This is a genomic window from Flavobacterium sp., assembly GCF_035299245.1.
GTDB lineage: Bacteria > Bacteroidota > Bacteroidia > Flavobacteriales > Flavobacteriaceae > Flavobacterium.
The window spans coordinates 120,351-142,859 of record NZ_DATGWY010000009.1; the positions used below are offsets into that span (position 1 = coordinate 120,351).

General features: G+C 36.7%; 17 protein-coding genes. 3 read left to right on the top strand and 14 right to left on the bottom strand.

What is annotated here, in order from left to right; genetic code table 11:
- The first annotated feature begins 19 nt into the window (after positions 1–19).
- The gene (locus VK161_RS06715) at positions 20–703 is read left to right on the top strand and encodes an alpha/beta hydrolase (RefSeq protein ID WP_324213998.1); all 684 of its coding nucleotides are present in this window, start codon (positions 20–22) and stop codon (positions 701–703) included.
- Positions 704–862: 159 nt separating this feature from the next.
- Here the strand turns inward: VK161_RS06715 and mfd are convergent, their stop codons facing one another.
- Entirely contained in the window at positions 863–4,153 is a 3,291-nt protein-coding gene (gene mfd / locus VK161_RS06720) for a transcription-repair coupling factor (protein ID WP_414655414.1), read from the bottom strand.
- Between the two features lie 58 nt (positions 4,154–4,211).
- A complete protein-coding gene (locus VK161_RS06725; protein ID WP_324214000.1) occupies positions 4,212–4,811 on the bottom strand; it encodes a hypothetical protein in 600 nt (199 codons plus the stop codon).
- Positions 4,812–4,961: 150 nt separating this feature from the next.
- Here VK161_RS06725 and VK161_RS06730 point away from each other — a divergent pair, with 150 nt between their 5' ends.
- A complete protein-coding gene (locus VK161_RS06730; RefSeq protein ID WP_324214143.1) occupies positions 4,962–5,903 on the top strand; it encodes an L-threonine 3-dehydrogenase in 942 nt (313 codons plus the stop codon).
- 93 nt (positions 5,904–5,996) lie between these two features.
- On the opposite strand, the gene VK161_RS06735 is transcribed toward VK161_RS06730, so the two are convergent.
- The 5 genes from VK161_RS06735 to VK161_RS06755 all read right to left on the bottom strand — a co-directional run bounded on the left by VK161_RS06735 (position 5,997) and on the right by VK161_RS06755 (position 10,692).
- Positions 5,997–6,584, bottom strand: a complete 588-nt coding sequence (locus tag VK161_RS06735) for a hypothetical protein (RefSeq protein ID WP_324214001.1) — start codon at positions 6,582–6,584, stop codon at positions 5,997–5,999.
- 22 nt (positions 6,585–6,606) lie between these two features.
- Complete coding sequence (locus tag VK161_RS06740; protein ID WP_324214002.1) at positions 6,607–7,032, bottom strand: hypothetical protein; 426 nt, start codon at positions 7,030–7,032, stop codon at positions 6,607–6,609.
- 265 nt (positions 7,033–7,297) lie between these two features.
- Positions 7,298–7,777 carry a nuclear transport factor 2 family protein gene (locus VK161_RS06745; protein ID WP_324214003.1) on the bottom strand — a complete coding sequence of 160 codons (480 nt, stop codon included), beginning with the start codon at positions 7,775–7,777 and terminating at the stop codon, positions 7,298–7,300.
- A 204-nt stretch (positions 7,778–7,981) separates the two neighbouring features.
- Positions 7,982–9,319, bottom strand: a complete 1,338-nt coding sequence (locus VK161_RS06750) for an ammonium transporter (RefSeq protein WP_324214004.1) — start codon at positions 9,317–9,319, stop codon at positions 7,982–7,984.
- A 353-nt stretch (positions 9,320–9,672) separates the two neighbouring features.
- Positions 9,673–10,692 (bottom strand): serine hydrolase, encoded by a 1,020-nt coding sequence (locus VK161_RS06755; protein WP_324214005.1) that lies wholly within the window; start codon positions 10,690–10,692, stop codon positions 9,673–9,675.
- Positions 10,693–11,324: 632 nt separating this feature from the next.
- On the opposite strand from VK161_RS06755, the gene VK161_RS06760 reads away from it, so the two are divergent.
- A complete protein-coding gene (locus VK161_RS06760; RefSeq protein ID WP_324214006.1) occupies positions 11,325–11,918 on the top strand; it encodes a 2OG-Fe(II) oxygenase in 594 nt (197 codons plus the stop codon).
- On the opposite strand, the gene VK161_RS06765 is transcribed toward VK161_RS06760, so the two are convergent.
- The 7 genes from VK161_RS06765 to VK161_RS06795 form a co-directional block, all read right to left on the bottom strand.
- Positions 11,915–13,600, bottom strand: coding sequence for a hypothetical protein (locus tag VK161_RS06765; protein WP_324214007.1), 1,686 nt, complete (start codon positions 13,598–13,600; stop codon positions 11,915–11,917). The two genes, VK161_RS06760 and VK161_RS06765, sit on opposite strands and share 4 nt — an antisense overlap.
- Positions 13,601–15,634, bottom strand: coding sequence for an McrB family protein (locus VK161_RS06770; RefSeq protein WP_324214008.1), 2,034 nt, complete (start codon positions 15,632–15,634; stop codon positions 13,601–13,603).
- Positions 15,631–16,920 (bottom strand): DNA cytosine methyltransferase, encoded by a 1,290-nt coding sequence (locus tag VK161_RS06775; RefSeq protein WP_324214009.1) that lies wholly within the window; start codon positions 16,918–16,920, stop codon positions 15,631–15,633. The genes VK161_RS06770 and VK161_RS06775 overlap by 4 nt, the downstream gene beginning before the upstream one ends.
- Before the next feature lie 2 nt (positions 16,921–16,922).
- Positions 16,923–17,144, bottom strand: a complete 222-nt coding sequence (locus VK161_RS06780; RefSeq protein WP_324214010.1) for a helix-turn-helix transcriptional regulator — start codon at positions 17,142–17,144, stop codon at positions 16,923–16,925.
- A gap of 143 nt (positions 17,145–17,287) precedes the next feature.
- Entirely contained in the window at positions 17,288–18,643 is a 1,356-nt protein-coding gene (locus VK161_RS06785; protein WP_324214011.1) for an alpha-amylase family glycosyl hydrolase, read from the bottom strand.
- A 155-nt stretch (positions 18,644–18,798) separates the two neighbouring features.
- Positions 18,799–19,038, bottom strand: coding sequence for a GlsB/YeaQ/YmgE family stress response membrane protein (locus VK161_RS06790; RefSeq protein WP_324214012.1), 240 nt, complete (start codon positions 19,036–19,038; stop codon positions 18,799–18,801).
- A 112-nt stretch (positions 19,039–19,150) separates the two neighbouring features.
- A complete protein-coding gene (locus VK161_RS06795) occupies positions 19,151–22,186 on the bottom strand; it encodes a T9SS type B sorting domain-containing protein (RefSeq protein WP_324214013.1) in 3,036 nt (1,011 codons plus the stop codon).
- Between the last annotated feature and the right edge of the window lie 323 nt (positions 22,187–22,509).

The window sequence follows — 22,509 nt, forward strand, 5'->3', positions numbered from 1 at the left end:
CAACGGTAAAAATTAAGAAATGCAACAACAACTACTCTTACTTCACGGCGCATTAGGAAGCGAAAGAAGCCTGCAACCGTTAAAGGAATCGTTGCAAAATGATTTCGATGTGTACCGTTTCTCTTTTCAAGGTCATGGCGAAAGCGAATTGCCCGAAAGTGATTTTACTATCGCTGGTTTTGCCAACGAAGTCATTGCTTTTTTAGATGAAAATCAAATCAAATCCATTTCCGTTTTTGGTTACAGTATGGGCGGATACGTGGGCTTGTATTTGGCAAAACATTTCCCCGAACGAATTCAGAAATTAGTCACTTTGGCAACCAAATTAAATTGGACCATTGAAGGTTCGCAAAAAATGGCTTCCATGCTCAATCCAATTGTAATCAAAGAAAAAGTGCCAAAATACGCCTCGAGTTTAGAACAAATGCACGGTGAAAATTGGGAACAATTGATGACCAAAACCGCACAAATGATGCTCAATTTAGGTCAGAATCCCGAAGTAAGCGATAGTGATTTCGAGCAAATTTCGTTGCCAATTTTACTGTCAGTTGGTGACAAAGACGATATGGTAACTTTGGAAGAAACCATTCACACGCATCGAAAAATTCAGCATTCTCAATTGTTGGTGTTGCCTAAAACGATTCACCCTATTGAAAAAGTGGATGTGGTGGAATTGGCACATCAGATAAAAAGATTTCTTTAGACGATAAGACTGTAAGACTGTAAGATTTTAAGACTGTAAGATTGTAGATGTTTGGACTTCTGAGTGTCTCAGGTATATACATCTAAAAGCGGAGCGAATCTAATATTCTAAGAGCGTAGCGAGTCTAAAGATCTAAGAGCATAGCGATTCTAAGAAGTCTCACATCAAGTTCATCAACTCCAACGCCTTGTTGATGCTTTTTACATTTTCAAATGTCAATAGCAATCGCAAACCGTTTTTGGTTTCTTTTTCCTTCATTTTACACAAATTGCCGTTCTGTTGTACAAACTGAAGCAGCTTCATAAAACGTTTGGATTGGTAATAATCGCTTTGTTGATCGCCTACAAAATACCCAATCATTTTACCTTGTTTCAAGACTAATTTTTCTATTCCGATTTGGGTTGCTTTCCATTTGATGCGAATGCTATTCAGCAACGCAACAGCTTCTTTTGGCAACGCACCAAATCGGTCAATCAGTTTTTGCTCGTAGCGTTGCAGTTGCTCTTCATCTTTAATTGTACTCAATTCATTGTACAAATTCAAGCGCTCCGAAATATTGTTAATGTACTCATCGGGGAACAACAATTCAAAGTCGGTGTCAATTTGCAAATCTTTGACGTATTCTTTAGTTTCGATGTCGTTTTCGTTTTCGTATAAGTCTTTGAACTCATTTTCCTTCAACTCGTCAATGGCTTCGTTCATGATTTTTTGGTAAGTTTCGAAACCAATTTCGTTGATGAAACCGCTTTGTTCTCCACCCAATAAATCGCCCGCACCACGAATTTCCAAATCTTTCATGGCAATGTTAAATCCGCTTCCCAATTCGCTGAACTGTTCTAACGCTTGAATTCTTTTTTGAGCTTCACTCGTCATCATCGAATGCGGTGGCGTGATGAAATAACAGAAGGCTTTTTTGTTACTTCGACCTACACGACCGCGCATTTGATGCAAATCGGACAGACCAAAATTATTGGCATTGTTGATGAAAATCGTGTTCGCATTCGGTACGTCCAATCCACTCTCGATAATGGTAGTGGCAACCAAAACATCAAATTCGCCATTCATAAAAGCCAACATCAATTCTTCTAGTTTTTTTCCGTCCATTTGGCCATGACCAATTCCGACGCGCGCATCGGGAACGAGACGCTGAATCATTCCGGCAACTTCCTTAATATTTTCAATTCGGTTGTTGATGAAAAACACTTGACCGTTGCGTTGAATTTCATACGAAATCGCATCACGAATCACTTCTTCGCTAAAACGAATCACTTGCGATTCAATCGGATATCGGTTCGGTGGCGGAGTTGTGATTACCGATAAATCACGCGCAGCCATTAACGAAAATTGTAACGTTCTTGGAATTGGTGTCGCGGTTAAGGTCAACGTATCAATATTTGCCGCAATCGTTTTTAATTTGTCTTTTACATTTACGCCAAACTTTTGCTCTTCGTCTACAATCAGCAAACCCAGATCTTTGAATTTTACGTCTTTATTCACTAATTGATGTGTTCCTATAATGATGTCCACCTTTCCTTCGGCTAATTTTTGTAAGGTTTCGCTTTTTTGCTTGGCCGTTCTGAAACGATTCAAATAATTTACGGTCACCGGCATTTCCTTCAAACGTTCTGAAAAGGTACGGAAATGTTGGTACGCCAAAATGGTAGTAGGAACCAAAACCGCCACTTGTTTTCCATTATCAACCGCTTTAAATGCGGCACGAATGGCAACTTCTGTTTTTCCAAAACCTACGTCACCACACACCAAACGATCCATCGGGCGATCGCTTTCCATATCCATTTTCACATCGTTGGTTGCTGTGATTTGGTCGGGTGTATCTTCATAAATGAAAGAACTTTCTAATTCTTTTTGCAAATAACTGTCGGGCGCACAAGCGTATCCTTTTTCCAATCGGCGTTTGGCGTACAATTGAATCAAGTTGAATGCAATGTGTTTGACTCGTGCTTTGGTCTTTTGTTTTAAGGCTTTCCAAGCTCCAGAACCTAATTTATAAATTTTCGGAACTGCACCGTCTTTGCCGTTGTATTTCGAAATTTTGTGCAGTGAATGTATGCTTACGTAAACAATATCGTTATCCGCATACACCAATTTGATGGCTTCTTGGGTTTTGCCTTCGACCTGAATTTTCTGCAAACCTCCAAATTTCCCGATTCCGTGATCGATGTGCGTTACATAATCGCCCACCGAAAGCGTAGTGAGTTCTTTCAACGTCAAAGTCTGCTTTTTAGAATAGCCGTTTTTGATGTTGAACTTATGGTAACGCTCAAAAATTTGATGATCAGTGTAGCACGCAATTTGGTTTTCTTCGTCGTAAAATCCTTGGTACAAAGGGAAAACAATGGTTTGGTATTGCTTGCGAATGTCTTCATGACTTTCCGAATCTAAATCTTCAAAAATGTCGTGAAAACGGTTCGCCTGACTTTCATTGGCACACAACAAATAATTTTTGATGCCGTTGAAATGATTTTCGTTGAGTTTATTGAGTAATAAATCGAATTGTTTGTTGAACGACGGTTGCGGTTGTATGTGAAATTCGATGGTTTTATCAACCGTAAATGTGCTTCCGCTTCCAATCTCTACTGCCGTAAAATCCAATGCTTTTTTCAGAAACGATTGGTGGTTGATGAACAATTCTTCGGGTTTGTTGTGCTGAATGTCTTTCGAAAGTTTCTCAAAAGCTTCACTCGCTTTGTCAAATAATTTCTCGAGTTGCGCTACAATCAAATCGGTGTTTTGCAAAAATAAAACCGTTTTTTCGTTGATGTAGTGCAGGAAACTTTCGCGCGATTCGTTCAGTAATTTATTCTCTACATTCGGAATGATACTGATTTTCTTCTGTGGTTGAAGCGACAATTGGGTTTCAACATCAAAGGTTCGAATGCTGTCGACTTCGTTGCCAAAAAATTCAATTCGGTACGGATTGTCGTTTGAAAAAGAAAACACATCCACGATTCCGCCTCGCACTGAAAATTCGCCCGGTTCCGACACAAAATCAACGCGTTTGAAGTTGTATTCGAACAGCACTTCGTTGATAAAATCAATCGAAATTTGGTCGCTAACTGAAACTTTTAAGGTATTTTTTTCGAGTTCTTTTCGCGTGACTACTTTTTCAAAAATCGCTTCGGGATACGAAACAATAATGGAAGGTTTTTTACGCGAATTAATGCGGTTCAACACTTCAGCGCGAAGCAACACATTGGCGTTGTCGGTTTCTTCTATTTGATAGGGTCTGCGGTACGAACTCGGATAAAAAAGTACGTCTTGGTCGTTGATTAAATTCTCCAAATCGTTGAGGTAATACGCGGCTTCTTCCTTGTCTTGAAACAATAAAAGAAAGGGCAATTCGCTCTTTTCAAAAATGGTTTTGACGATGAACGACAACGACGATCCAGCCCAACCTTTGATTTGTAGGCGGGTGTCTCTTTTTTGAATGGCATCGGCTAAAAGATTGACTTTTGCCGATTTTTCATAGACTTGAAGTAGATTCGATTTACTCAATACTGAATTTTTTGGGCGGCACACTGTTGGGAATCGCTCGTGTTGTGTCTAAAATCTGAATGCGATCGGGTTCGCCAGATTCTCTCGGAATTTGGCTTCGGCGCACAATTTCTTCCAATTGCAATTGCAATGAAACAATTTCTTGATTGATTTCGGGTATACTTTTGACCACTTTGGCGTCTTGAACTTGATTCAAATTGATGAACAAACTCATCGATTTGATTTTGGTTTCAATCACACTAATGCGGCTGATGATTTGCGGTTTGTTGAATTCGTATGGAATGTTGAATTTCAATTCAGCGGCTTTTTTAGAAAGCACTTTTGCCTTTTTTTGGAAAGCGCCAATCGTACTTTTTGGCTTTTGATTGATTTCAGTTAAAAACGATCGCCATTCCATCCAATTGTTGATTTTACCTTGAACCGTTGGATCCAAAGGACGAATATTGAACACCCAAGCTCTGTTGATGTTGTTGAAGATGACTTCTTTTTTCTTGGCTTCTTTTTGCTGTTCAATCAAGCGGATTTTATTCTCGTCTTGACACGAAAAAAGCAACAATGAAACAATAAGAAGTACTAGCGATTGGAATTTCATTTTCCGAGTTTTGATTACAAAAATACAAAAGTAGTGGTTTTGTTGGAGTGAATGTGTGAAAGGTTTTATAAAATAATGACATATACGAAATACGAAGTTGGAGATACGAATTACGAAATCGTTATATTTGCAATTGCTAACAAACCAAACATGACAACTAAAATATTAATCATTGGAGCTTGCGGTCAAATCGGAACCGAACTAACTACCAAACTCAGAAGTATTTACGGAAATGACAACGTCATCGCTTCCGACATTAGAAAACTCAATAACGACATTGTAAACAACGGAATCTTTGAAGTAGTCAACGCCTTAGATTATAATCAAATCGAACATTTAATCGAGCAATATCAAATTACCGATGTCTATTTGATGGCCGCTTTATTATCAGCTACAGCAGAAAAAAACCCAGCATTTGCATGGGATTTGAATATGAATTCGCTTTTTCATGTGTTGAATCTAGCGAAAGCAAAAAAAATTAAAAAGATCTTCTGGCCTTCTAGTATTGCGGTATTTGGACCAACAACTCCGCGCGAAAACACGCCTCAGTTTACCATTATGGAACCCACAACAGTGTACGGAATTTCGAAACAAACGGGCGAGCGTTGGTGCGAATATTACCATCATCAATACGGTGTAGACGTGCGAAGCATTCGTTATCCGGGATTGATTAGTTGGACGACTGAACCTGGTGGCGGAACCACCGATTATGCGGTTGACATTTACCACAAAGCATTAGAAAAAGGAAAGTTCGAATGTTTTTTATCGGAAGAAACCAAACTACCGATGATGTATATGGACGACGCGATTCGCGCTACAGTAGAAATCATGCAAGCCGATGCCGATGACATAAAAATTCGATCTTCGTATAATTTGGCCGGAATCAGTTTTACGCCTGCCGAAATCGCCGAAGAAATCAAAAAGCACATTCCTAATTTTACCATTACTTACAAGCCCGATTTCCGTCAGAAAATAGCCGACAGTTGGCCTGCAAGCATTGACGATTCTCGCGCTAGAAACGATTGGGGTTGGAAACATCAATTTGAAATGGATTCGATGACCCAGGTAATGTTGGAGAATTTACGCAAATAAAGCCTTCTTTTTTTCGACTTAAGAACATACAAAAACGCTGCTCTAATAACTAGATTAGAAGCAGCGTTTTCAACCTAAAACCAAACTTATGTATTATTGAACGATTGGGTCACGTAGTGATTCCAATACGGCTACGATATCAGTGTACAATTGAGTGTTTGCGGCTACTCCATTGGCTTGTGCAGCTGCGCCAACATATCCTACAAATTTAGTGTAGTTAGCATCTGTAGAAGTTGTTCCCATTCTTGGGTTAGTTGCCGGATTGTGTGCTGCAACCATATTCAAACCTGAATAGGTGTTTACTGCATTGGTTCCGCCTGTGTTGAACGAGAAGAAATCGGTTAGATTGTCTACTAAAATAGCTAAATTGGTAGTGTTTCCTGCTCCAACTTCGGTTAAAACTGGGGCGAAATGCGCTCCTAAATTCCCTGAAGCGTTGTTTTGAACATCGGCTACAATTAAACCTACTGTTGAATTAACCACTTTTCGGTAACTCAAACGTCCGGCTTCAATCATTTGTCCCGGATTGTCCGGATCGGCCACTAGAGTTGAACCACCTAAACGCGCATAAATTGAAGGCGTTGCTGGTGCTGGTGCTGGATCGTCATCGTCACTACATGATACGAATGCGAATGATCCGATTGCTAATGCAAAAAATGCAAATTTTGAAAACTTAGTCATAACTTAAATATTTAAAGATTAATTAAAAGTGTTTTTGAACCCATTTAGAGAACTTGTATTTGAAACTGTCCTTTTTCATTACCGGACAGACTTGATTGTTGGCCATTGTAGCCGGTAGAATGAATCGTTGGGCTTTGTAGTCGCCTTTAGTCATTAATTCATCAAACACCTTTTTAGAATCGGCTACGGTGTTGTCGTGAAAATAAACCACCACATTGTTTTTTACGATGATGTCGCTCTTGACACCTTGTATCGAATGCAACTTTTCTTTTATCTGAATGGTAGATAATGAATCGAAGGGTTGGTCAAAATCAATACGGCTGATTTGAATGTTGGCGTTTTCTATAGGTCGTGCGTTGGCAATATGATGTACCAAAACTGCAAATAATACTAAGGTAATTCCTAGAATACTCAGTACTGCGATTTTTATTTTCTTTTTGATGCTCATAACGTTCTCGTTTTTGTTTGTTACCCTATTTACGAGAAAAAAAAAGTTATGGTTTTAAAAGTGATAAAAAAAGTTGATTTGCCACAGATTCACAGATTATTTTTTGTAATCTTTATTGTTGATTGTCAATATAATATACGTGTATTTGTGGGTACAGAAAAAGTTAACCACAGATTACTTCGTCAGTTCGTCCTTCGTCCTCGTGTCACAGATGGAATCGTTTGGCAACTTGTGTGGAAGAATTGTGGTTTGAAAAAAGAATTTTCTATTTGAGTTTTTCAATCAAAGCATCTTCAATTGGCGCTTTAATTTTTATGACTTCGTTAGTGTTGTCGTTAGGGATGGTCATCGAAAGCACGTAATGTTTGATTTTCCAAGTGTTTTTTACTTTGACCAAAACGCCACTGCCGCGACAAATTTTCATTTGGGTATTGAGTAATTCGTCGAACCAAGCGGTTTTTCCGTCTTTTGAAAAATAAATATGACGTTCTAATGAAGTGAAATTCCACGCTTTTCCTTTATCAAAATACGGTTTGGCAAACTCTTGAAACGCTTTTTTGTTCCAGTTTTCAGTCGCATCGGTACCAATGAAAATCGCGTCGTCGGTCATCGCACCAAAATAGGCTTCAAAATTTACCGTTGCTGCAGCTTTGTGCCAGTCATCTAAAACAGTATTGATGATAACTTGATCTCTTTGTGCCAATGAAAACATTGGTATAATAAGTAGGAATAGGAGTTTCTTCATGGGATTTGTTTGGATAAAAGTACAAATTTGCCACGAAGACGCAAAGACACTAAGTTTTTTTCTTGAAAAATTACAAAGTTGCAAAGTTTCAAAGTCACAAAGTTTTTATTTTTAAACATAAAATCTTAAAGTCATATAATCCTACAATCTCAAAATCAAAAACCTTTGCGAACCTTGCGCTAGCTTAACGTATTTGCGGTTAAATCAAAACTTCTCCCGATGCTGCGACCAATCCAATCCAATTTCTTCCGCTTCTTCCGAAACGCGAATTGGAATAATGTAATTGGTGATTTTGAAAAGTACATAAGCGCCACCAAAAGTAAACACCGAAACCAATACTAACGCCAACATATGATGACCAAAAACACTCCATCCACCGTGAAGTAAACTTGCATTTTCACCTTGAGCAAAAATAGCAGTGAGTATCATTCCCATAATTCCGCCGACGCCGTGACAAGCGAATACATCGAGTGTATCGTCAATTTGTTTGAGTTTTTTCCAATAGACCATTTTGTTGGAAACGATGGCGCCAATGAAACCGAAGAAAATACTTTGCGGAATCGTCACATAACCTGCCGATGGTGTAATCACGACCAACCCAACAACCGCGCCAATGCAAGCGCCGAGTGCTGAAACACGCCGTTTGTTCATCCGATCAAAAAACACCCAAGTCAGCATGGCCGAAGCCGAAGCAATAGTAGTAGTAGCAAAAGCCATGGCTGCAGTTCCGTTGGCAGCAAGTGCCGAACCTGCGTTAAAGCCAAACCATCCAAACCAAAGCAAACCGGTTCCGAGTAGTACAAACGGAATGTTGGTCGGAATGTGTTCGCTATTTTTACGTTTTCCCAAAACGATTACGCCAGCTAATGCTGCAAAACCAGCGCTCATGTGAACAACGGTTCCTCCGGCAAAATCTTTAACACCAAAGTAGCCACACAAAAGGCCGTGAGGATGCCAGATCATGTGGCACAGTGGTGTGTAAATAAAAAGGGCAAACAAACAAATAAACAGCAAAAAAGATACAAACCGAATGCGTTCGGCGAGCGCGCCTGTGATAATGGCAGGTGTAATCACGGCGAATTTCATTTGGAAAAGGGCAAAAAGGATGAACGGTATAGTAGTGCCTAAACTTTTATGTGGCAGTGCTTCTACTTGGTTGAAAAAAGCAAAGTCGAATGGATTTCCGATGACGCCGTAATGAGTTCCATCGATAGTAAATCCAATTGGACTTCCAAAAGACAAACTAAAACCCACGGTAACCCACAGTAAACTAATTACTCCAAGGCAAATAAAACTTTTGAGCATGGTCGAAATCACGTTTTTCTTGCCTACCATTCCACCGTAGAAAAACGAAAGTCCTGGTGTCATCAGTAACACCAAACACGAAGCCGTGAGCAACCACGCTACATCGGCAAAGTTGATGTTTTCGGTGGTGTTGAAGTTTTTCCCAGCTTCAGCCGATTGATGCGGCCAAAACAAACCCGTAACGGCAACTATAGCGGTAATGACAAAAGCAGCTATCCAACGTTTTTGAAGTCTCATTTTTATTATATTTTAAACTTAACCCTATTTTTTGTAGGGTAAAAGTATAAAATAGTTTAAATTTTAGATAAAAATGAGTTTAAAAAATAGGGTGTAGTTGTAATTTTTGTGAAAAATATAATTTAAAAGAAAATTTTTGAGGTTATCGTATTTTTTTACCACAAAGTCGCAAAGGTTTTTTCTTGTAAAGTTTCAAAGTTTCAAAGTTTCAGAGTTGCAGAGTTGCAGAGTTTCAAAGTTTCAGAGTTTCAAAGTTTTATTTTTAAACATAAAATCCTAAAATCGTATAGTCTAAATGTCTAATAATCTAAAAGTCTTATAGTCTAACAATCTTACAGTCTTACAATCAAAAATTACAAACTAGAAAGAGCAGTGTCCTTCTGACTTTCATAAACCGCTTTAGAGATTTCGGCTAATAAATTAGAAAGCGTTTTTAGATCTTTCCCTTTGGTCATTATGGTGAGCAGGTACGCTCTGTCATTGACGTAAACTACAGCCGACTCGTGCAATTGGATTTCCGATGCAGTTCCTGCTTCACCAAATTTGTGGGCTATTCTTGTATTCGCTGGAAGACCTTTTACAATGCCGTCTTGAAAAGTACTTTGACTTAACAATTGCGCGGCAAAGGCGGAGTTTTCTTCGTTGAGGTATGAAGCGTTGTAAATCAGGCGCATGAACAACGAGTAGTTTTGGGCAGTAAAGAAATACTTCTTCGATTCGTAGCTTGGTGTTTCCAATCCTAAATCGGTAAAAAGTTTGACTACAACGGCAGTGTTGATGTTGTTTTGCACCAAAGCGGTGGCGTCGTTATCAGAATGTGCAATCATATAGGTGAGCAATTCGCGCAAGGTATAACTCTGACCCAATTGAAGTGTTTTGGATTGGTAAACCGTGTTTTTCGGAATATCAAATTTTTTGCTGAACTGTATTTTTTTATTGAGCAGTCCGGGTTGTTGTTCGCTCATTTTGAGAGCGGCGATTAAGGTTGCCACTTTAAAAAGAGAACCGGGTTCGTAGTGTTCGGTTTCGTTAACCGACGTCCATTCACTCGTCTCAAAATCACGAAAATATACCGAAGCACTCACTAGATTTTGCGACTGCTTGTAAGTGTTGATGATGGAAGAAATGGTTCCGTTTATACTGCTAAGGTTTTCCGACGGACATTCGTCATCGTAGTACAGAATGGGTTTGATGAGTTCGTAACCGTTGATTCGTTTGGATTTAGTGATGCAATTGTGTGATGCTGTAACACTTTCGGTATTGTTTTGGATGGCACCCGACCAACGAGTAATAACAATCGTGAGTACAATGGCAAGTAGGAACAAGCCAATAACATACGTTAAAGGCATTTTTTTCGATAAGATTCTTTTCATAGCAAGCGTTGCAAAAAATATAGCATTCAAAAATAAAGAAACTTTTTTTAAGAATTAATCAAAATAAGCGGTGTGAATGTTAATTTTTTTGAAGTTATCGTATTTATTTACCACAAAGGCTCGAAGGCGTAAAGTTTTGAAGTTTCAGAGTTGCAAAGTTTCAGAGTTGCAAAGTTTTCACCCTATAAGGCATATAAGAACATAAAAGAAAAAACCTTCAATGACCTTATATGCCTTACATGGTTAAAGAATTCCAAAAGACAAAAAACAAATCCCAAATAAAAATCTAAATCTCAATTATCAAAATCCTAAAACCCTAAAATCTTATAGTCATACAGTCATAGAGTCTCAAAATAAAAATCCTCGCGAACTTAGCGCCTTCTTCGCGTGCTTTGCGGTTGAACATAAGAGATGTTTTCTCGTAAAGCCGCAAAGTCGCAAAGTCACAAAGTTCCAAAGTTTTATTTTAAAAAATCTAAGCAGTCTAATAATCTAACGGTCTAACAATCCTATAATACTACAGTCTTACAGTCTCAAAATCAAAAACCCTCGCGAACTTCGTGTCTTCTTCGTGCCTTAGTGGTTAAAATTCACTACCTTACCCAAACTTGTCTAATCAAGTGTGAAATGATATGAATGCTAGTTTTGAGACCTTGATTACCACTTACATCAACGATAAAGTGGGTATTGCCCAAGATTTTCTGAGTGTTGATTTGTGCCACAATTTGCGCGACAATTTACTTTCGTTTAATGATGGACATTTGCTGTTGCAAGCAGGCGTGGGCAATGATGGGAAAATGTTACACGACAACCTTATTCGCAATGACAAAATTTATTGGCTCGACAAAACCCACAACAATGCCTTTGAAGCCGAGTTTTTTGACACGATGGATGAATTTGTAGCCTATTTGAACGAAAACTGTTTTACCAATATTAAGAGTTATGAGTTTCACTATTCGCTCTACGAAGCCGGAAGTTTTTACCGCTCGCACCTCGATCAATTTGAAGACGACACCAAACGGCAATTCTCGATGATGAACTACCTCAATGCCGATTGGCAAACCAAAGACGGCGGCGAACTACTCATTCACCACGACCACCACAACCAAAGCATTGCGCCCACACAAGGCAAAACGGTATTTTTTAAAAGCGATGAATTACTCCACGAAGTACTACCCACCAACGAACGACGAATGAGTGTGACGGGTTGGTTGAAGAGAGGTTAAGACAAAACTTTCTTTTCAAACTTTTCATTTTTCAAAAAGTTATCTAATGTTTTGTCATTCATATATTTAGCAACAAGAAGTTTTCCGTTACTAGAATAAAAACATTTCCCATTTAATAATTTGAAATTACTTTCAACTAATTGTTTTGTCTCACCATTTGATATTTCTTTTTCAAATATTTCAAAAGATGATTTATTAGACTCATTAAAGAATTCAACAAATTTATTTCTAAATTCCTCTTTTGTTTTATCTCTGAAATCAACAATTTTAGTATCATTGAATGTAGAATATGATTTTAATACATAAAGAAAATTGATTTTATATTGATGAACAAATAAAGTATCTCTGTCAAATAATCTATCTTCAAAGTGAAAAGATTTTATTGGATCTTCTTTTTTTGGAATTAAATGATGTTCATCAAAATCATTTACTTTATCGATATAGCCATAAATAAAGAAGTTAGGAGTAATGTTATAACCTTCAGTTAATTCGTCTCTATACCTTATGTTTTCTTTGTAGAAATCATTTTTGTTTAATAAATCAATATTGAATTGAATTACATTTTTGGCATAAGTAAATTGTTTGTATTTTGATAATTTACCAGCTTCACTTCCTGATTTATAATATTTAGAATCTCCTATATAGAATATGTCAGATGTGTCAATTAATGATCTATAATCGAAAATATGGTCAATTATTTTACCATCGTCGTTATATTTCAATTCGTCCAAAGAAACGCTATCAACCTCTTTTTTTTCATCTAACTTGTCAGAAAAGAGTTTGTCAACCATATCTTCAAAAACTAAATTATAATTTTTTACTGAAATAAATTCTTCTTTTTTCTTCTTACTACTACTCGTGTCAGTTTTTGATAAATAAAGTTCACATAAAATATACATTCTTTTTAATGTATCAGAGAAATAGCGATACTTTATTTTTTTTAGTTTTGATAACCCATTTTTCTGAAGTTTTTCAAATTTTTCACCTTTTATAAGGTTATAGCTTGGGTCAATTTTAAGATGTAATTGATGTTCTTTATTAAAATGATTTAATATTGAAAAGAAATATTTTAGTAACTCTTCTTCGGTGTTTACAACTTTCTTTTTGTTGTTTATTTCAATATAAATTGGAGTATTATTTGCCGAAAGAATAGGTAAAGATTTTCTGATGGTTTTGTCCCATTTAGGTTTCTTTACTTGATTAGATTTGTATTCAATATGTTTGTAAAGAATTGTATTTTTGTTCTTTTTATAGAAGTTCACAAAACTTAATAGCAAATCTAAATAGGAATATTCTAAATCGCCAAGATTTGTATTTAATTCATATGTTAATGAAGACTCAATAATTGAAGTGTCTTTTATTCTTCTTTTGTATTCAGTTAGACTATTATAAAAATAAACTAATAATTGACGAATCCATTTATATTCTTCATTGTGTTTGAAGGATTCTGAATTTTCAAAATCAAATAATTCATCTTTAGAAATACCAAAAACAGTTTCTTGATTATCTTTCATAAAGACTTTAGGGAACATATATACCAATTCTTTCTTTTCAAAAGAATGGTAATATCCTACCGAAATTATTTTGCCAACATTTCCGTTTTGATTGTAAAATTTTGGATCGTCAAAAACAGAAATTAAGTTGTCAATTGAATAATCTTCACCTTCAATTAGAATTTTCATTTAGACTATGGTTGGTTCAATGTTTAATTTTTTAAGTATTTTTAAAACATTTTCTTTTCCTGTTTCTTCTATTGGAAAGAAATCTTCATAAGAAGTTCCTTTTTCAAAAATAGAATCATCCTCGTCTTTAAAAACATCATTCCATAAATAGAAAACAGCTTTATTTATAAATTCTTTTAAAGTTATTTCCTTGGAGTTTGATTTTATAAAATAGTTGCCAATGCATTTGTCCATTCCAAGATTTGTATTTGTTTTTATAACGCCATTTACATTTTTTATAAAATCAATCCATTTAAAAGAAGTATTCTCATCTATTTTTACATCATATCCAAAAGATTCATTTTCAGGGATATCGTCATAACAAATAGGAATATATTCCCAATCCCATCTTCTTTTAAAAGCACTATCCATAGGGAAAAGTGATTGGTCAGAAGTATTCATTGTAGCAAGAATTGAAAGATTTGGCGGAAGTTTTAAGCCATCACTAATTCCTTCTTTATTTATAAGTGACTTATTTAAATAATTTTTTAATTCATTAGATGGGGAAACTGTATAATTATTATTTCTATCTAAGAGTTGAAAAATCTCACCGAATATTTCTGCGCAATTACCTCTGTTAATTTCTTCAATTGCTAAAAAATAATGATTATCCAAATCATTCCATGCTTTAACATAAATATTAGTAAATGATTGAGGCACGAATCGATACTTAATTACATTATTCCCATTGATATTATCATCGGAAACTGGCTTATAACCTCCAACAAAAGTAGCGTTGTCAAACTCAGGATGAAACGTTATTCGTTCGTAGAAATTTGAATTTAATGAATTTAATATCTCATTAACTTTGTGAGATTTCCCAGTTCCTGGTGCTCCGTAATATATTATTTGTTGTGATTCTTTAGTTGAAGACTTAATTAAAGGTCTTTTTGAAATTAATTTATATATATCTTCTTTGCGAATTATTTCAAGTTTGTCTTTTGATATATCAGCCAGTAGTTTGTTAAAATTTTTTAATGACAACCCTCTGCCATTTTCAATTGCATTCCATTGATTTGTGAAATATGAATTTTGGTTATTTAATACAATAATCTTTTCATCAACAAACCTCGATGTATTCCCAGATTGTAGGCCTTTCTCAGTTTGCTCATTTTCAAAAAGAGCCAATAAAACTTCAAAACCAAAATACTTACTTAATATTATCCCTTTATAATTTCGATTTTCGATTTTAGCATTTTTCTCTTCATAACCTTTCAGTACGTTTTCTTGTCCATAGTTATCAAAAATATATTTAAATGCTTCAAAAATAACTTTGTAGAGTGTTTTGTTTTCTAAAATTACATCGATCTGAAATTTATCGATTTTATTAGAAAAATAATAATCATTAATATTAAAGTCTGCAATGATTAGTAATTCCATTATTTCCGTCCCAGAATATAATGTCTGGATGAAAGGAGCTCTTTTAAGTTCTGATGGTTTACTAACAATTAAAAATGGGCTTGAAAAAGATAAAGTTTTACAGTCTAGATCAATTGACTTTTCAGTTTTAAAAAAATTAAAAAAATCTGTTCTATTATAACTTTTTTCGAGAATGAGTTCTGATTTTATGACATTTAAGTCAAAATTTAAACTCAAAAAAGTCTCTGATAATTTTATACTTTTTTTAAATAAATCTACTAATTCTGTAGTTGTGACTTTTTCAAACTCATCGTTTTTAAAATAAAATATTGCAACATCAAGTATGTTTGGTTTCCCATTTGAAGTAATATTATTAAACACATTTATCCAGTTACTTGAGAAATGAAGATAAATATTATTACTATTATAATTTTTAAAGTCATCGCCAAGGTAAAACCAGTTGTCTAAAATTTCAGATATTTTTGAACTATCAATTTCATAGGTGATATTTGATTCTATTTCTCCATACTTTTCGTTTATAGTTTTGAAAATAGATAATAAGCCCCAAAATTTATTATTTGTAGTATGACTGAGTTTGTTAAAACTTTCAAGAACTACTTTTTTTGATATTTTCATTTGTAAATATTTATAATTTTTTCTGCAATAGCTTGAATAACATTCAAAGTTACACTATTTCCCAATTGTTTGTAGGCTTGATTGTCAGATACTGGAAAAATGAAATTGTCTGGAAAAGATTGTAATCTTTTTGATTCTAATACTGAAAGTTTTCTTTCAATATCCCATAGTTTCGGAACTCTATTAGCAATAATAGTTGGTGCGTAAGTCTCTAAACAAGCATAAAAAGCCTCTTGAATTTGAGTTTTTGACGCATCACCTACGTGAAATCTCAATGAATTATCGCTTTTTTGAAAAGAGAAAACACCATGTCTTCCTTTTTTGGTGTTAGAATTATATTTTGAGCTATCATGAAGAACTCTTTCTTGAGTCTTAGAATTGTCAAAATGGTATTTTATTCTTTCTAATTCAAAATCAGTAAGTTTTAGCCTTAAATCATTATTTTGTTCTATAATATCTTTAAGTTTTGGTTTTATATTTTTGTTTCCTTCAGGGAATTCAAAATCTGTTTCTTTGTCAAAACCAACACAATACCATCTTTCCCTTTTTTGAGGCACTCCAAAATCTAAACTATTAAGTACTTTCCAATGAACATGATATCCTAAAGTCGTTAATGAATTAAGAATTGTTTCTAATGTTTTCCCTTTTTCGTGTGAAACTAACCCTTTAACATTTTCTAAAAAAAATACTTTAGGTCTATGTTTTTCTAATATTTCTAATATGTCAAAAAATAAGGTACCTCTGGTTTGATCTTTAAACCCTTCATTTCTCCCAGCATAACTAAAAGGTTGGCATGGAAATCCTGCACATAAAATATCGAAATCATTAGGAATATAATTTTTATTTTGGTCTTTAGTGATATCTCCAAAGGGAGTTTCTCCAAAATTTGCTCTATAAGTTTTTTTTGCAAATTCATCCCATTCAGATGTAAAAACACATTTTCCACCGAGATTTTGCAGTGCTAATCTAAATCCACCAATTCCTGCAAATAAATCAATAAATTTAAAAGTATATTTTTCAGGAGTTGGGAAAGGAACGTTTTCAACTTCAAAAAGTAATTGCTGTAATGCAACATCAGAAGCTATTGATATGTTTTCTTCCTGATTTTTATATTCAATAATTTGCTTTAAATATTCGGTGGCTTCCTTTTCAAAATGTGATTTAACACCATTTCGATAATTATGCAAATAATGAGTTAATACAGCTTTTCTATTATCGTCTTCTTCTACAAAACGAATTTTAAATTTTTTACCGTCAAATTCATCGATTGATATTTTCTCTTTCATTTTCATCTCTTAAATCCTTTATCGTTAAAAAAAGTTGCTAAATCGGTTTCTAAACCCGTTGTTATTTTTTCAATTACTTCTATGGAAACATTTCGTTTTCCTTTTTCGATGTCCGAAATGTAGTTTCGGTCTACGTTGGAAATATTGGCTAATTTCTCTATTGAAAAGCCTTTTTCTTCGCGTAGTTGCTTTACTTTTTGTCCAAATTTTTCTTTGATATTCATAACCTATAAAATTAGAGTTGTGCGGACAATTGACTCGCCTACAATTGTATGCGTGTTGATGGTAATTGTCAACAAAATTTTGAGTAGTTGTAAACAAAAAACCCAACACTTTCGTATCGGGTTTTTAAAATTAAATTAATGTTTTAATATTCATACACCTCATAACCCCAAGGTTTCAAATTTTGCGGTTGAGCAGTTAGGATTTGTGTAGTGTTTTTAAAAACGTTGTGTACTTTTTTGAGTAATGATTTATCGGTGATGATGATGGTTTGCTCTTGGCCCGAAAGGTTGAGTACTACTAGAATTTTTTGGTTGCCTTTTTGTCGGGTGTAGGCGTAGATTGCTTTGGGATCGCCGGCGTTTACTTTGGCAAAAGTAGCATCGGCCGAGAGTGCGCTGTTGCGTTTTCTTAGGTGAAGAAGTGTGGTGTAAAACTGTTGGCGTTCGAGTTTTTTAAAGGTCATTGGGTCTTTGTCAAAGAATTTTATGGCGCGCAAAACGGGTTCTTCTTGTCCGCTGTAAATGAGCGGAACGCTGTTTTTCATGGTTTGGGTAAATACAGCAAACGGCGCATGCACTTCGTTGGGAAACGTGCCATAATCGGCGTGGTTCCAACTGTTTTCATCGTGGTTGCTGGTAAAATACATTTGGATGGTGTTTTTGGGATACCGCGTTTCGTTTTCGGTGTTGATGCTATCGAGTCCAAAAGCAGGTCGTTGACCTTTGGCAATTTTTTCCATCATTTTAAACATGTGCCACGGATAGACCGCATCGAAACCACTTTTGGCCAAATACGTGCTGTCGCCTTCGGCTAACATAAAAACGTCTTTCATCTTTTTCAACTGCGGAATCGATTTTTGCCAGAAATCCGCAGGTACATTCCACGCTACATCGCATCTAAAACCGTCAATATCGGCGTTGGTTACCCAGTATTTCATGGCGGCCACCATACTGTCTTGAAGCACAGGGTTTTTAAGATTGAGTTGACGTACATCGGCCCAATCAAAAGCTACTGCGGGTTTTCCGGTGCTATCTTTTACGTAAAAATCGGGATGTTGTTTGAGCCAACGGTGATCGGCGCCCGTGTGATTCGGAACCCAATCAATAATGACTTTCATTCCTCTGTCGTGAATCGATTGAACGGTGCGCTTGAAGTCGGCCATAGTACCAAATTCAGGGTTTACAGCCGTAAAATCAGAAACGGCGTAGTAACTTCCCAATGAGCCTTTTCGGTCTACTTTACTGATCGGATTGATCGGCATGAACCAAATGGTTTGAACGCCCATGGCTTTAAGGCGATCAAGGTGTTTTTCGAAAGCAGCAAAAGTTCCTTCGGGTGTGTATTGACGCACATTGACTTCGTAAATATTGCCTTGCATGATCCACACCGGATGACCATCAATTTGAGGCGGATTGTTGGTGGCTAATGGTTCTTTTTTGCAGCAAATGAAGGTTAAAATCAGCGCAATAGCGAATAGAGGTAAAAGTAGTTTTTTCATGATTGGCTAGTTGATTACTACCAAAAATAAAAAATAATGCCGTACTTTTTTAAAGATGTACCATGTAATGAAATGAATGTCTACCAAAAACGTTTTCGGTAAGTGAAGAATTGAGGTAAAAAAAGCCACTCTTTCGAATGGCTTAGTTCTAGAAGTTATTTTTTTATTAAGGAGACCAAAAACAGCAGTACCCAAGCACCGCCCGCTGCGATAATAATTTGCCATAGCAAACCGCCACCACCAATACCGAATTTTCCTGCCAGCCATCCACCAACAAAACCGCCAATGATTCCGACAACAATATTACCCACAAGACCAAAACCAGAACCTTTCCACAGTTGACCTGCTAGCCAACCCGATACTGCACCGATGGCTAAAAAAATTAAAAAATCCATAATTTACTAGTTTAGAAGTTAATGATAACTCAAAGCTAGTTCATTTACGTTCCAAAATGGGTGAAGAAGATGTAGAAAGAGTTTTACAATCAAAAGAGATTCAATGGTTTGGTTAGCGTTTTACTGAAAAATGCGCTCTAAACGTTTTGGCAGCGCCGTTTTCTAGGTAGTCAATGGTAAACCAATAATCGTCGGCAAATACGGGTTGACCGTTGTACGTTCCATCCCAACCCGAACCTTCAGGACTGATTTGTTTCAGTAGTTTTCCGTAGCGGTCAAAAATCAAAATACGTGCATCCGAATTGACACCTTTGATGTTCCACGTATCGTGAATGCCATCGCTGTTAGGCGTGAAATAGTGCGGGTAATTGATGATGTTGATTTCGGTAGTCAGATACGTACAATACCGCTCGTCAATGACTGTAATCGTATACGCTCCTGCAGCAATCGGATAAAATACATTCGACGATTGGAACGGCAAATCGTTCATTTGATACAAAAATGGTCCATCGCCGCCAACAACAGTTACTGTAATTATTGGGTTATCATCAAAAGCTGCTGTTTGCGTAACAATCAAACTTTCACCTTGGTTGGATTGAGTGACCACGGCCGAATCGGGAGCAGAAACACAACCGGTAATCACATTTGTTGCCACTACAGTATAGGTTCCGATTTGAGTAGCGTTGTAGGTATTTCCCGTTGCATTCGGGATAACACCGCCGTTGAATTTCCATACAAAACTGTAATCACTACTGCTTAAATTAGTATCTAAAGTGTAGGATTGATCGGGCGAATTAGAGTTCAAACAAATCACACCATCGTTGATAATTGGGTTGGGCAAAGGATGAACGGTTACTGTAATTTGGCGGGTTGTTCCAACGCAGCCGTTAGCAATAGGCGTAATGGTGTACGTTGCAGTTCCAGCGTTTGCAGTTGTAGTGGTTAGTAATTGATTGATGATAGCGCCCGAACCCGAAGCAGCGCCAGTGGTTCCGTTTTGCACCACTGTCCAACTAAAAGTTGTTCCGACCACATTGGAAGTTAAGTTAATGGCCGTTGTTTCTCCCGAACAATAATTCAAATTTCCTGTAAAATTAGACGTTGGAGCTGGAGTAAGAGCGATGGTAACGGAATCGTTGACATTTTGACTACAACTGGATGAACCGTTTAACGTTACATTTATTAATTGATAGGTAGTTGGGGCTGTTACAGGTGAAGTTACTATAGAAGCAGTTCCGGTTGCGTTAAGCTGTATGGTTTGATTGGAACCACCGTTTTGGGTGTAGGTGATGACGGCGTTGGGCGTTCCTGTGAAATTGAGCGTGCTTGTAGTGCCCGAACAAACACTCAACGGACTTGCAGTGAGATTTGCGGTTACTAAAGGAACAGTTGAAATAGTAAAGGATTGATTGAGCGATTGAGTGCAACTATTGGCTCCGCTTGTGGTGAGACTTGTAAAATTGTACACTAATGTTGAAGTCACACTTGGAATGGAGATAATAGCCGATCCGCTTGCATTCAGAGGAAGCGTTTGAGTTGCGCCGCCATTGATGTTGTAATGAATGATTGCGTTTGGCGTTCCGTTGGTAAGTGTTATTGTGGCTGGAGCGTTCGAACAAACTACACTATCGCCCGAAATGGAAATAGTAGAAAAGGTAGTAACCGAAACTGTCGCTGAACCACTCAGATTAGCACTGCACGAACTCAGGGTTGGCGAAATTACGCTGACTAAAGTATACGTACTGTTGGTGTTGAGTGTGGGTGTAGTGATGAAAGCTGAACCACTCGAATTGAGAGTAATTGTTTGGTTTGATCCGCCATCAATAGTGTAATTGACTATCGCGTTGGGTGTTCCGTTGAAGGAAATAGTGGCCGTATTTCCAGCACAAATGGAAGTGCTTCCAGAAATAGTTGCCGTTGGCAATGGAACGATGCTGAGCGTTACAGGAACTCGAGTAGGATTGATGCAATTGTTACTCAAATCGTAGGTTTCGGCATAGAAAGTTCCGGCATTGGTGGGTGTGTAATTGGGTGAATTGGATTGTAATAAAGTGCCTCCTGTAGCTGCGGAGTACCAATTAACGCCAGTAGTTACATCGGCTGAAACTGATAAAGCCGGAATGGGTTGATTGCTGCAAATAGTAATATTACCATTGCTGGTGGAATTGGGTGGAAGGTTGTAAAACGAAACCGTAAAAATATTGGAAGTAGTAGAACAGAAGTCATTTCCTAAGTTGGCACTATCTTGAGCGACTTTAGTTCTGAAAAAGGTTTGTGTAGTGAGGTTAGGAGTAGTATAAGTGGCCGAATTGGCGCCTGAGATGTTCGTCCATGTAATTCCATCCGTGCTGGTTTGCCATTGGTAAAAATAATTGGCTGTTCCGGTAGTTGTGGCTTCGAGTGTTATTGAATTGGTATTTTGATTCGGACATAAAACAAGAGTATCACCAGGAATACCCGCTTGAGCGATGGTTGTCAAGTCGCCACACGAACGGAAGATAATGTCGTCAATTGCTAAGTCGTTACCGCATCCGCCCACGCCGTTATTTTTCATTTTTAAGACAACTGAAGTTTGACTGGTTGTGGTGAAAACTATTCCGAATTGCTGCCAATTGGGGCTGAATGTTCCCATAATGTTTCCCGTATTTCCCGAACCCAAAAGCACAGTTTCAGTATCGTTCCAAATTTCAAATTGCACGTTAATGGGTTTTTCGGATGCGCCGCAAAACCCTGAACCCGGATTGTAAACATTCATTACCCAAGCCGAAAATTCAAAAGTAGTGTTGATGCACAAGCCAGTTACAGTTCGTCTATAAAATTCGCCCGAAGTATTGGCGTTAGCATTTACAATCAAGCATTTTCCGTTGATGCCATTAGATGAGTCGGGTGTATGATCGAGTGAATCGTGCCACGTACTGTACAAATTGGTTCTGTAGTACAAAGTGTAACTTCCGTCATTCGGACTTGCAGCTACAAAAGGATAATTTGTAATTCCTGCGGGTAATGCTGGGCCGTAAGTAGTTCCGTTTCCGAAATTTTCATTAAAAACAGGGTCGCCTTTGCTGCCTGTACAGAATCCGAGTTGAGCTTGTGTACAAGACGATGTTAGTAGAATCAGAAGCGCTACTATTTTTTTTGAGATTTCCATCTGCATAGACTAATTTTTTAACTAAAGTGAATGTTATTGCACTTGATAGGGGCATTTTATAAAAATAAATTTTATTTAATCATGTAAGGAGGAAGAAAGCGTTATAAAAACTATACAGAATTAGTTTTAACATTTACAGAACGATTGTGTTTTAAACCATTGATTTTACTTGATTAACCAATGAATTCTGAAGTATTGATGCGAAGAATGTTGTAGTAATGTTTAGTTAGAAACTCGTTTTGTTTAACTTTTATCTTCACAGGAATGGCAAAATCGACTTGATTTAGGAGTATTAATCAAGTGATTTTTATTTGAAAGGGCTG